Below are 11630 nucleotides of genomic sequence, written 5' to 3' on the forward strand. Positions count from 1 at the left end.
GGAAAATGTTTGTACCGCCACGGTTCTCGAATTCCTTGTCGGAGCTTTCCGATATCGGCCCTCGATCCGTGCCGGTCGGTGTCGGGGCGTCCACGCCCACCTCACGCCCACAACGATCATGGCCAGCGCGGGGCTGCCCCATCCGCCGCGTGCGCACATCAGGAACAGCGGCAGCCGACCACACGCGGTCTGCGCCCTCCCCTACGCGACATCGCCTGGCAGCTCGATCAGACGCATCACCCACCTCGCCAGCCTCCTCCACGAATATCAACAAGCCGCGGCTCGGGCACTGACCAGAGAAATCGCATACTTGCACCCCTCGGAGCCGCGCCGGCTTGCCCTGCCCACCGATGACACGATCATGCCCGACTGGCCTGCCAGCCTTGCCCCCCAGCCAATGCGACCGTGCGGGGCTGATCGAAGCCCAGCCGCGACGACGGGGTGCCCACCAATCCGCCTCCCGACCACAGACGGCGAGTCGACGCGACTAGTGATAGGGTTGGCTCCGTTGCAGTTAAGGTTCCTCGAACGTACCGACGCCCGCGGATTCTGGCAGCGGGCGTTTGTCGTGTTCCGGCCAGTTCGGCAGTGGGAGCGATCGCACCGCAGCACCCCGGCCCGCGCCAGGCGGTCCCGGTTCAACTCCCACGAAGGAGAAGCACATGGCTCAGGGCACCGTTAAGTGGTTCAACGGCGAAAAAGGCTTCGGTTTCATCGCGCAGGACGGCGGCGGTCCGGACGTTTTCGTTCACTACTCGGCGATCGACAGCGCGGGTTTCCGCAGCCTGGACGAGAACCAGCGGGTGGAGTTTGACGTCACGCAGGGCCAAAAGGGCCCCCAGGCGGAGCACGTCCGCCCGGTCTGACGCACACCTCTGACGTCTGCGCCTCGAGCGCCTCGAGCGCCTCGAGCGCCTCGGCGTTGATCTTATCGTAAAAACCTGAACAGCTGTGCGGGTTGGTATCCGACCCGCACAGCTGTCCCTGCGTCCGTGCTGTCGGTTTTGCCGCGTCGCGGACGATGAACCCTATGGGTGTGGGGTGCAGGTGGACGGTCAGGGGCGCCGAGCTTGGTCGGGTGACCCGGGGGCGCGATCCCCCGGGCAGCCCCCAACCCACGACCCCGCCACCGTCACCCCACCGGGCGGTTCGATCCACCACCGCAAGATCCTCGGAGGCGTCATCAACGAGTACCACCGCGCCGCCTGACCGAGCTGCAAAACCGCAGGCCAAGCCCCCGAATCGGGTTCTGGCGCCCTACAGGCGTGCGCCGGCGCGTTCGGCTGGCGCTCGCCGCGCTCGCGGAGGTGGGGGCGCTGCAATCGCGGCCGCCCGCCGGTGCTCGCTGTCGCCTTCGCCGAGGTGCGGGCCGGTAAACCACTCAGGTGCCCTCGGGAGCAAGTCATCGCTCGGCGTCGGGGAAATCGGCCTGCTGAACGAGCAACGCGACCTGCACGCGGTTGGCGGCTTGCAGCTTGTCCAGCAGTCGGGACACGTAGGCCTTCACGGTGGCGGTGCTCATGTAGGCGATGTGGGCGACCTCCGCGTTGGACAGGCCTTTGCCGAGCGCGAGCGCGACCTCGAACTCTCGCTCGGTGAGAGCGGAGAGTCGGGCACGGGCGGCGTCCCGAGCGCTGGTGCCGGCGCGGGCGCCGGCGAGGTCCATCAGGCGTCGGGTGACCGACGGCGAGAGCATCGGGTCGCCGTTGGCGACCCTCTCGATGGCGTGGACGATGTCGGCCGGTGGGGTGTCCTTAAGCAGGAACCCGGCGGCTCCGGCTGCCAGCGCCGCGAATACCTCCTCGTCGGCGTCGAAGGTGGTGAGCACGAGCACCTTCGGGGGTTGCGGCATGGCGTGCAATGCGCGCGTCGCGGCGATGCCGCCGACCCGGCACATGCGAAGGTCCATCAGTACGACGTCCGGACGTAGCGAAGCCACGGCAGCCACCACCTCGTCTCCGTCGGCGGCTTCGCCCTGCACCTCGATGCCTGGCGCGGCTCGGAGCATGAAGGTCAGTCCGCTGCGGACCAAGGCGTCGTCGTCGACGATCAACACGCGGATGGTCATGTCGTTCCCTGTTCCGTGGTGGCGCACGGCAGCCAGGCGCGGACCTGGTAGCCGTCGTCGGCGACCGGTTGGTACTCGATCCGGCCGCCGCTGAGGCTCACGCGTTCCCGGAGCCCGGTGAGCCCGGTCCCGGAGCCCGGTGGCGCCGCGCCCGTGGGGGTGACGGGGGAGGCGTGGTTGCGGACCGACAGCTCGATGCCGTCGTCGGTGTCGTGCATCTCGATGCGGACCCGCGCTTGTGGGGCGTGTTTGCGAACGTTCGTGAGGGCTTCCTGCACGACTCGGTAGAGGGCGCCGCCGGTCGAGGTGGGGCTGTGCTCGACGTGCTGGAGCACTCGCGGCGACACCGTGCAGGAGATCTCGAGCCCGGCGCTGCGGGACTCCTCCAGCAGGGCTGGCAGGTCGGCCAGTGTGGGTTGGGGCAGCTGTCCTGCGAGTGTGGTCGCCCGTAGGAGGTTGATGACCTGGCGCAGTTCGTTCAGCGCCTCGTGGCTGTTGCTGCGGATGATCGCCGCTATGGTGACGACCTCCTCGGCCGAGGCGCCGCGGTGGTACTCCAGGGCGCCGGCGTGCACGGCCAGGAGCGAGAGGCGATGCGCCAGGACGTCGTGCATCTCGCGGGCGATCCGTTCGCGTTCCGCGCGTCGGGCGGCCGCGGCGCGTTCGATGGCCCGGTACTCGGCGTCGCGCACCTGTCGGCGCATGGAGTCCAGGAGCTGACGGCGCGCCCGGACGAACATCCCCCAGCCGGTGACCGCGAACGTTGCCAGCGCGCCGACGGTGAAGGCGCGGACGGCGTGCGGAACCGGGTACAGCGCCAGCGCGGGCACGATGCTGATTACGGCCAGGGCGCCGACCGCGACCGCGGTACGCCAGTGCCGGTGCTCCGCGACGGTGAACGCACAGATAAGTCCGATCCCGCCGGCCAGCGTGGACACGACGCCGATCGCGATGGCCGCCGCGGCGAACGCCACCGGGCGGCGGCGCCGCCAGATCCAGATCCCGGCGAAGCAGCCCGCACCCAGGAGCACGTCCGCCGCCCGCAGGGCGACCGGGCGATCGGTGCCGCCGTAGAGGACGTTTTGCTCACTGGTCAGGCCGACCGCCAGGGCCGCGACGGCCAGCCCGGCGTTGATCGCTGCCTCTCGTCGCGGGGCTGTGCTCACCCGGTCAATGTATGAGTCTCGGGTGGACGGGATCGGAGTAGTGGACGACCATCGACCGAAGTCGACGCCCCGACGTCGAAGTGTCGACCGAAGGACACCCGGAAGCGCCGCCTGGCCGCAGCGGCCGGGCTGCCGTCCTTGGCACGGTCGTAGCCATGACCACTACTGACCGCTTCGCCTTTGCCGCTGCGGACCGGAAACTCACCGGCACGTGCGCCCTGCTGGTGTGCACCCTGTCGCTGGTGATGGTGCCGCTGTACTTCGTGTACTCCGGGCCTCCCCCTGCGAGCAACGTGTTGGTCCGGGCCCTGATCACAGTCGTGGTCTTCACGCTTTTCCTGGTCTTCACGACCGGACTGAGGCGGGTGCTCGGCCGTGGCGCCGGACTCGCCGGTGAGATCGCGTGTACGTCCGGTCTCGTGTACGCCGTGATGACCATGGTCGCCGCCTCGCTCGAGTCCGGTGTCGCGCTCGAGTACCCCGACGGGTCCAAGGACCCCACCATCGACGGCCCCCTCGCCAACGGGATGGCGCTGCTGCACGGCCCGATCGCCCGTCTGCTGGTCGCCACGTTCTTGATCGCGCTGGCCGGCGCCGTGCATCGCACGCATTCCCTGCCGCGTCGGATCCGCAACGGGTCGGTCCTGCTTGCCGTGGTCAACCTCGCCTTCGTGCCCTCGCTGTTCTTCGGCATGGACCCGGCGAACTTCTACGCCGCCAACGGCTGGGGAAGCACCGCCAGCATCGGCGCCGTGAACATGTTGTGGACCGGTGCGATCGGTGCCGCGATCCTGCGCCAAGGGCACGCCCCTGCCGACATTCGCGGCCGCGCGCACACCGCCATGTCCGCCGGCTGATCGCGGCCGACCGGTGCCATCGACAGCCCAACGGCATTCGACGGCCGACGCGCACACATCACACCGCCGACACGACAAAGAGAAGACGTATATGGGAAACCAGACGAAACCAACGCGTTCGAGCAAGCCGGTCTGGGCGATCGCGTTGTCCACATCCGGGCCGCGGGGACCCGCCGTGGCGATGAGGCGTGCGCCGTCGCGGACCGAAAGTATCGCTCGGCGCAGGCTCCGGGCATTCCAGGCCAGGAAATCTCGCCACTCCTCACCCTCGGCCGGGATCCGGTCGGTGTGCCAGCACTCGAGGACCTCCGCCGCCACCTCGGCCAGAAGCGCGTCCTTCTCGCCGGAGACCGTATGCCCAGCCATGCTTATCGCTGATTACTTTCCTTTCCGGCTGCAACGGAACCCGACTCGGAGGAACCCATGAGCGACGAGACTGCGTGGAGCGCGGTGGTGGTGAAGAAGTCCCGTGCGCTGTTGGACGGATCGAACCTGTACCGGCGAGTGACGATCCGGCACGACGGCGGACACGAGGAGAAGATCCGAGTCAGCCGTGCCATCTGGAAGCAGGTCAAGGCCGGCGACCGGATGGTCAAGGAGACGGGACAGGACCCGCGTCCCGTGTGACGCCGGCGGAGTCACCACGCCGTGTCCTGGCCACCACGTGGTGAGGACCAGCAGCCGGCCCGGCGCGTGTCCGCGAGCTCGCGGACGCCGCCGACGGCGACACCTACGTCTTCGGCGGCTCTCAGACCGTGGCCGCGCTCGGCGCAGCCGGACTGATCGACGAGTACCAGGTCTTCATCCACCCCGTGCTGCTCGGGACGGGCCGACCGCTATACCCGCAGCTGCCCGCTCGAGCTCAGATGGTGCTCGTCGATTCACGTGTCTTCGACGGCAGCGTCGTCGGTTCTCGGTACGCCCGCAACCAGCAGGAGTCTCCATGACTGAATCAAGCCGGCTGCGCACGACGGTTCAGGGGTGAGGCCGCCACAAGGCGCGGCGCGACCAACTTCCCGCAAGGAGACACCATGACTGCCACGTACACCTTCGACATCTTCTCCACGCTCGACGGCTTCGCCAACCACAACGGCGACTGGGGCGGCTACTGGGGCAAGCAGGGCCCCGAATTCCTCGCGCATCGCGCCGCTGCCTACCGCGACCCGCTGCGCATGGTGCTCGGGGCCAAAACCTACTCGTCGAACGCGCCGTTCCTTAACGCGGGCTTCGACCGCAGCCTGTTCGACGGGTGGATCACGCGCATGTTCGACTCCCCCGTCACGGTGCTCTCCAGCCGGCTGACCGAGCCGCTCGAGTGGCCGGACACGACCATCGAGTCCGGCGATCCTGTCGAGGTGGTCACGCGCCTCAAGGCCGAATCCGAGGTGCCGCTGCGCTCCCACGGCAGCCTGACGCTCAACCGGGCGCTGCTGAACGCCGGCCTGATCGACACCATCGAGGTGACGGTCTTCCCAGTGATCTCCGGGACGACCGGCGTGGACCGGATCTTCGACGGTGCGGACGACTTCGACCTCGAGCTGCTCGAGGCCCGGACCTTCGACGGCCACACGCAGGTGCTGACCTATCAGCCGACCCGGCACAGTCGATCGGCGACGGGGCGGCGTTGAGCCATGCCGGGATCCGCGCGCGAACGCCTTCGCCGAACGCTGGGTGCGCACCATCCGCGCCGAGCGCCTCGACTGGGCCTTGATCTGGAACCGGCGCCACGCCCAACAGGTCCTGTCGATCTACGTCGAGCACTACAACACCGCCCGACCCCACCGCGGCCTCGACCTCGACATCCCCCGACCTGCGGACCCCATCCGGCGATCCGGGCGGCCCGATCAGGCGCATCGACCGCCTCGACGGCCTCCTCCACGAATATCAACGAGCCGCCTGACGGCCGACGCCAAGTACAGGCGCGTGGTTTACCAAGGAGGCATGGGGAGCGCTTGGCCTACGGCGGCGCCTTGGGCGAGGTCGCAGTCCAGCGCTCGGATCGCGTCCAGCTCGGAGGGCGTGTTGACGCCTCGTGCGGCTACGTCCAAGTGCAGTAGGTGTGCGAAGCACACGACGCCGGCGAGTACCGCCGCGGTGGCGTCGCTGTGATCTACGCCGTGTACGTACTGCTCGCTGAGGCTGACGCCGTGAAGCCCAGATGGCAGCTGGCCTGCGGCCATTGCTCGCAGCGGTGTGGTCTCGGTGAAGTCGAGGCGGACCGCGACGCCGGCGTCGGCGAGTTGATCGATGGCGGTGTCGATCTCCCGGCGGTCCTGTGCCCTGAGCTTGTCGGGGATCACGATGCAGAGAGTGAGGCCGTGTCCCGCGGCCGGCGCCGATCCGGTGGTTCGCGCGATGATTCTCTTGCGCAGAGCGGGGTCGCCGAAGCTGCGGGCGGAGAGCCGAATCCACATCTCCCTGGGTGATGTCTTGCGGCTCTCGTCCTGCTGTTTGTCGCCTCTGATCGTGAGGGTCGACGCGGTCATCGGCGTCTGCGCACCCGCGGCGTCGTGCGCATAGCGGATCGCGCTGTCAACGAGCCAGAGGTCGAGGTCGCTGGAGAGTCCTGCGTCGACTGCGATCGGTTCGATGTCTTCGGGTGCCAGCGCACGCCGGGCTGGATGAGGCCAGCAGGGGATCGCCTCCACCGCGACGATCGGGCCGACCTGGCGGGCGATCGGCAGGAACCGCAGGACAAGTCGCCGCTCGCACAGCGCATGTTGTAAGGCGGTGACGTTGCGCAGTCGGGCGGCGTGTACAGCGCGGACTGGTTCGTCGTAACGGACGAGGCATCCGCCGCCTTGCCGCTTGGCTTCGTACATCGCCACGTCGGCGGCAGTGATCAGCCTTTCGGCGTCGGTGAGGCCGGGGCCGGACAGCGCGGCGCCGACGCTCGCGCTCACGTTGACCGGCCGGCGCAGTTCGACGGTGGGCTCGAGAGCCTGGATGACCCGCTCCCCGATGGATTGCAGGTCATCCAGGCTGCCGACGCCCTCGCACAAGACGGCGAATTCGTCGCCCGCGAGCCGGCCGGCGACATCCCCGGGCCGCACCGCGCGGCGGAGCCGGGTGGCGACGGTCGTGAGTAGCTTGTCGCCGGCCTGATGCCCGAGTGTGTCGTTGACCGCTTTGAAGCCGTCGAGATCGACGAACAGGACGCCGGTCCGGGTCTGGTTTCGCCCGGTCCGGCTCAGGCTGCGTCGTAGTGCGTCGAGCAGCGCCGCCCGGTTGGGCAGTCCGGTCAGGGGGTCGTGCAGGGAGCGGAACTGTGCGTCCTGCTCCATGCGGATCCGCAGTACCGCCGATCCGAGGATCGCGGACACGGAGCGGATGAAGGCGGCGTCATCAGAGGTCCGTCGACGCCCGGCTCCACGGAGGCAGATCGTCGCAACCGGCTCGTCTGCGGGTCCTACCGGCACCCGCATGACGGTGCAGGAACGCTCTGTCGCCGGCATCGTGGCGCCGCTATCTGAGAGGACCTGACCCTGCAGTCCGACGTCGTAGTTCAGGTGGGCTGGGATCGTCGGGCTGTATGGGGCCGATGGGTCGGTGCCGACGCCCACGCCTGCGGAATCGTCCGAAGCAGCCCATGCGCCGGGGTGCCGATCCGGCGCGGGCCGACCGCGCACGATCATCACCTCGGCACTGATCTGCTCGGTGAGGGTCCGGGTTCCCCGATCCCACAGCACGTCCTCATCGGCGACTTCCAAAGCCTGCTGCGCAAGATCCGCGAGTGCCGTCTGGCGACTGGTACGGACTCGTAGTTCCGCGCTCGCGCGTTCGTGCTCGGTGACGTCGCTGGCGACGCCCGCGACCGACGGACGCTGCGCCGCGGCACCGGGCAGCGGAACAAGATGGACGTCATACCAGTGTCCACCCGCCGCCAGGACCTCATGGACACGCTCGCCCCGCAGCGACCGACGCACCATTGCCAGCACAGCCGGATGGTCACGGAACGCGGTGAAGACGCTGGAGCCGGTCACCTGTCTAAGCCTTGCTGCAGGCAACTGGTGGGCAGCGCCGCCGCTGGTGAGCACCCGCCCGTCGTGGTCGAGAAGGAAGACCGAGACCGGCGTGTTGTCCAAAACAAGCTGAAGCTGACGATGCGTCGAGACAAGCTCCGTTATGTCCTGAATCTGGCTGAGAAAGCAGCGGTCGCCGTCGATGGTTACCTTGCTCCCGAAGGCTAGGACATGGGTGATCTGGCCGTCGGGCCGGACGAAACGGACCGTGCGCTGCCGCCAGTCGAGGCGTCCGGCCAGAACATCCCCTGGGTCGATAGCACGCAGTTCTTCGACTTGCATCGGGTCGACGAGTTCGTGCCAATTCCTGCCAACGACTTCGCGGGCATCTCGGCCCAACAACTGGCAGGCGAACTCGTTGACCCGTCGCACCCTGCCATCGTCGATACTAGTCAGGGTCAGACCCATCCGGAGAAGGTCGAACAAGTCGGAGAAACCCAGCCCGCCGCGAGGTTCGCTCTCCGACACCGCTCGCTACACCCCCATGACCATCAGCGCGGGGACGCGGCCGGGCACCGTCGGCCACGTCGCCGCCGTTCGCCCATCACTCGTACCCGACACCTCGCTCACCAACCTGATAGCCAGCAGACCGAGCGGGCAGGGGCACTGTTGCATTGAGCCAAGGCAGCCGGTCTTGACCGTAGATCTTCTTGCGATCAAGTCGCCCAGTGGCTCGACCGGCTGCTCTCCGGGGCCCCGCCGACTCTCCTCAAGGCCTCAAGACCGAAAGATTTACGGCCGAGATCACTCGACTTGGCTCAATGCAACAGTGCCCGCCAGCGCCTTGGACTCGGCGCGCTGGTCGGCAACAATACGGGCTTCATCTTCGCGCGCTTCGGACACGATCTGTGCTGCACGGGCGAGCGCGGCGTCGGCGAACGTCTCGGCGTCGACGCGCAGTTGTTCGGCTTCCTGCCGGGTTTCCCGGGCGGCGCTGAGGATCTCCGCAGCTTGGAACTCGGCGTTGCGAACTTCGAGTTCGGCAGTGTGCCGGGCGATTGCCACGATCTCTTCGGCATGATGCCGTGCCGCGTCGACCACGAGGGCAGACTCCCAGCTCAAGGCAGGTGGCCGAGTTCTGGAACCCCATAGGGTCAGCGCGGGAGGACGGCGAGAAGGCCGGTCCGGCCGTCGGGGAGCAGGGTGGTGATATGACCGGCGGCGATCCCGGTGGCGAGAACCGTGCCGCCGGTCGGCCAGACGGCCAGCGCGGCCGGGGCGGCCAACGCCGCCCGGCCGCGGTCGACCGCGGCCGGCGGGGTCGTGACGCCGCCGCCCGGCCCGGCGTGGAGTGGCAGGGTCACGACCCGGCCGGTCATGGGGTCCGCGACGAGCACCAGGCCGTCGGGCAGGACGACGAGTGACGTGGGCGCCCGCAGCCGCGACGCGGCGGAGCTCGGGCTGGCCGCGGGCTGGTATCGGCCGCCCGCCAGCGGGGTGATCTGCCCAGATGGCGCGACGGCTCGCACGCGGCCGTTGCCTGTGTCGGCGACGAGGACTCGCCCGTCGCGCAGCGCGGCCACGCCGGCCGGTCGCAGTAGCCGGGCGCGGACGGCCGCGCCGCCGTCACCGGCGTCCCCCGGCTGCCCGGTGCCGGCCAGGCGCCGGGCCTCGCTCGCGCCCGGGCGGCCGGGGTCGGTCGGCTGGGCGAGGGTGAGCCGCAGGACGCGGTGGTTGCCGGTGTCGGCGACCAGCAGACGGCCCTCGGGATCGAGCGCGACGGCGCGGGGTCCGCGCAGCACGAGCTCGGCGGGACTGAGCTCGGTCCAGCCGGCAGGCTCGGCGCGGACCGGCCCGGAGTGGTGGCGACCGGCGGTGAGCTGCCCACTGCTGGCTCCGGCGACCGTCTCGACAAGATCGGCTGCCGCATCCACTCGGCGGATCAAGCCATTGCCGCTGTCCGCGACATAGAGCGCACCGTCGGGACCGCACCCGAGGCCGTACGGGGTGTCGACCCGGGAGTGCCGCCCGGACCCCACCTCGCCGGAGTACCCGGCCTCGCCGGTGCCGAGGACGGGCACCGCGGGGCCGTCGGGATCGACGCGCAGGACGAGGTGACGGGTGGGCACGCTGACGTAGACCGTGCCGTCCGGCCCGACGGCGATTCCGTGCGCGCCGGGCACGGCGACCGGGGTCGGCTCGGCGCGTCGCCGGCCGGGAATCCGCGACACGCTGGTAGGACCAGTCGTCGTCCCATCCAGCCCGAGGTGCCGGCCGTCGGGCAGCAGCGCCACGAACCGGGCGGCGGGCGGCCGCGTCGCGACCGGAGCGTGGGGCGGCGGCACCGGGACGGCGGCGGGTGCCCGGGCCGTGGGGGCCGTGGGGACTGCCGGAGCGGACTGCGCCGAGGGAAGGAGCGGGGTCGACGGGGCAGGGGCAGGCGCCTTGGCGGCCCGGCCGCGGAAACGGCGGCCGGCCGGCGCGGCGGGTGGCGGCCGGTCGGGCGGCGAGCTGATCACGGTGCCGGCGTCGGCCACGACGGTCCATGGCGCGGTCGCGGTCCCGTCCGGCGCGAGCGCCGGAAGGGCGACGGCTGTCGGCGGCGGTGCTGGAGCAGGAACGGCTGTCGAGGAGTCGGCCGGGGGCCGGTCGCCGGCGGGCGGCCCCAGCTGGCGGCCGCGCAGCTGTTCGTCGATGTAGACCGGCACGGCGCAGCGAGCCACCCAGTCGGGGCCGTAAAGGTGGGCGGCCGCGGCGAAGAGCGCGACCGCGAACTCGCGGCCAGTCTGGTAACGCCCGGCCGGATCCTTGTGCAGCGCGCGCAGGACGACCTCGGCGATCGGGTCCGGCACCCGGCCGGTGAGCGGCGGGGGCGCGAGCTCGCGGTGGGCGTGATGCAGCTGTTCGAGGGCGCCGCGGAACGGCGGCGCCCCGGTGAGAATCTCGTAGAGGGTGATCCCCAGGGCGTAGACGTCGGCCGCGGGGGTGATCGGCGAGCCGTCGAGCTGTTCCGGCGGGGCGTAGACCGGGGTTGCGATGTTGGTGGCAGGGCTGAGCTCGTCGCCGAGGATCTTGGCGACGCCGAAGTCGGCGACCTTGACCGTGCCGTCGGCGGCGACCAGCACGTTCTGCGGTTTGATGTCGCGGTGCACGATGCGCCGGGCGTGCGCGGCCCCGAGTGCGGCGCCGATCGCCACCCCTGCGGCGCAGGCGTCGAGGATCGACCGGCTGCTGGCCTGGCCGAAGTAGCGGCCCAGGGTGCCGTCGAGCCGCTCCATGACGAGCAGGTGCAGCTCGCCGTCGGTCTCGTAGTTGTAGACCTCGACCAGGTGCGGGTGGCGCAGGCTGGTCAGCATCCGGGCTTCCGCGCGCAGCCGGGCGGCCAGGTCGGCCCGGGCTGCCGGGGTCAGGCCGGGGCGGGCGGTGTCGATCCGCTTGATGGCGACGCGCTGGTCGATGTCGCGGTGACGACCGCCGAGGACGATGCCGAAGCCGCCGCTCCCGAGCACCTCGGTGATCTCGTAGACCCCGTGGAGGAGCGCTTCCTCGCGTTCGAACGCCACCGCGACCTCGGCTG

General features: G+C 70.0%; 9 protein-coding genes and 3 pseudogenes. 6 read left to right on the forward strand and 6 right to left on the reverse strand.

What is annotated here, in order from left to right; all coding sequences use genetic code 11:
* Positions 1-662 precede the first annotated feature (662 nt).
* Positions 663-866 carry a cold-shock protein gene (locus FRCN3DRAFT_RS0233140; RefSeq protein ID WP_007507818.1) on the forward strand — a complete coding sequence of 68 codons (204 nt, stop codon included), beginning with the start codon at positions 663-665 and terminating at the stop codon, positions 864-866.
* Positions 867-1402: 536 nt separating this feature from the next.
* Here the strand turns inward: FRCN3DRAFT_RS0233140 and FRCN3DRAFT_RS0233145 are convergent.
* Complete coding sequence (locus FRCN3DRAFT_RS0233145) at positions 1403-2056, reverse strand: response regulator transcription factor (RefSeq protein WP_232794336.1); 654 nt, start codon at positions 2054-2056, stop codon at positions 1403-1405.
* Between the two features lie 8 nt (positions 2057-2064).
* Positions 2065-3234, reverse strand: a complete 1170-nt coding sequence (locus FRCN3DRAFT_RS47380) for a sensor histidine kinase (RefSeq protein WP_007507816.1) — start codon at positions 3232-3234, stop codon at positions 2065-2067.
* Between the two features lie 155 nt (positions 3235-3389).
* Between FRCN3DRAFT_RS47380 and FRCN3DRAFT_RS56735 the strand changes: the two genes are divergently transcribed.
* Entirely contained in the window at positions 3390-4091 is a 702-nt protein-coding gene (locus FRCN3DRAFT_RS56735) for a hypothetical protein (RefSeq protein WP_007507815.1), read from the forward strand.
* A 168-nt stretch (positions 4092-4259) separates the two neighbouring features.
* Here FRCN3DRAFT_RS56735 and FRCN3DRAFT_RS57980 read toward each other — a convergent pair.
* A pseudogene (locus tag FRCN3DRAFT_RS57980) lies at positions 4260-4457 on the reverse strand (TetR/AcrR family transcriptional regulator C-terminal domain-containing protein); the annotation flags it as partial.
* 57 nt (positions 4458-4514) lie between these two features.
* Between FRCN3DRAFT_RS57980 and FRCN3DRAFT_RS0233160 the strand changes: the two are divergent.
* From FRCN3DRAFT_RS0233160 to FRCN3DRAFT_RS56740, 4 genes and pseudogenes are all read left to right on the forward strand, one after another.
* A complete protein-coding gene (locus FRCN3DRAFT_RS0233160; RefSeq protein WP_007507814.1) occupies positions 4515-4718 on the forward strand; it encodes a DUF7489 domain-containing protein in 204 nt (67 codons plus the stop codon).
* Positions 4719-4795: 77 nt separating this feature from the next.
* A pseudogene (locus FRCN3DRAFT_RS0233165) lies at positions 4796-5038 on the forward strand (dihydrofolate reductase family protein); the annotation flags it as partial.
* Positions 5039-5122: 84 nt separating this feature from the next.
* The gene (locus FRCN3DRAFT_RS0233170; RefSeq protein WP_007507812.1) at positions 5123-5719 is read left to right on the forward strand and encodes a dihydrofolate reductase family protein; all 597 of its coding nucleotides are present in this window, start codon (positions 5123-5125) and stop codon (positions 5717-5719) included.
* A 43-nt stretch (positions 5720-5762) separates the two neighbouring features.
* Positions 5763-5825, forward strand: a pseudogene (locus FRCN3DRAFT_RS56740) (integrase core domain-containing protein); the annotation flags it as partial.
* 194 nt (positions 5826-6019) lie between these two features.
* Here the strand turns inward: FRCN3DRAFT_RS56740 and FRCN3DRAFT_RS0233175 are convergent.
* The 3 genes from FRCN3DRAFT_RS0233175 to FRCN3DRAFT_RS0233190 all read right to left on the reverse strand — a co-directional run bounded on the left by FRCN3DRAFT_RS0233175 (position 6020) and on the right by FRCN3DRAFT_RS0233190 (position 11616).
* Positions 6020-8581, reverse strand: a complete 2562-nt coding sequence (locus FRCN3DRAFT_RS0233175) for a sensor domain-containing protein (RefSeq protein WP_007507811.1) — start codon at positions 8579-8581, stop codon at positions 6020-6022.
* A gap of 276 nt (positions 8582-8857) precedes the next feature.
* On the reverse strand, positions 8858-9154 hold the full coding sequence (locus FRCN3DRAFT_RS0233185) for a hypothetical protein (RefSeq protein ID WP_007507810.1): 297 nt from the start codon (positions 9152-9154) through the stop codon (positions 8858-8860).
* A 53-nt stretch (positions 9155-9207) separates the two neighbouring features.
* Positions 9208-11616 (reverse strand): serine/threonine-protein kinase, encoded by a 2409-nt coding sequence (locus FRCN3DRAFT_RS0233190; protein WP_007507809.1) that lies wholly within the window; start codon positions 11614-11616, stop codon positions 9208-9210.
* Between the last annotated feature and the right edge of the window lie 14 nt (positions 11617-11630).

Origin of the sequence: Pseudofrankia saprophytica (genome assembly GCF_000235425.2) — a bacterium.
GTDB lineage: Bacteria > Actinomycetota > Actinomycetes > Frankiales > Frankiaceae > Pseudofrankia > Pseudofrankia saprophytica.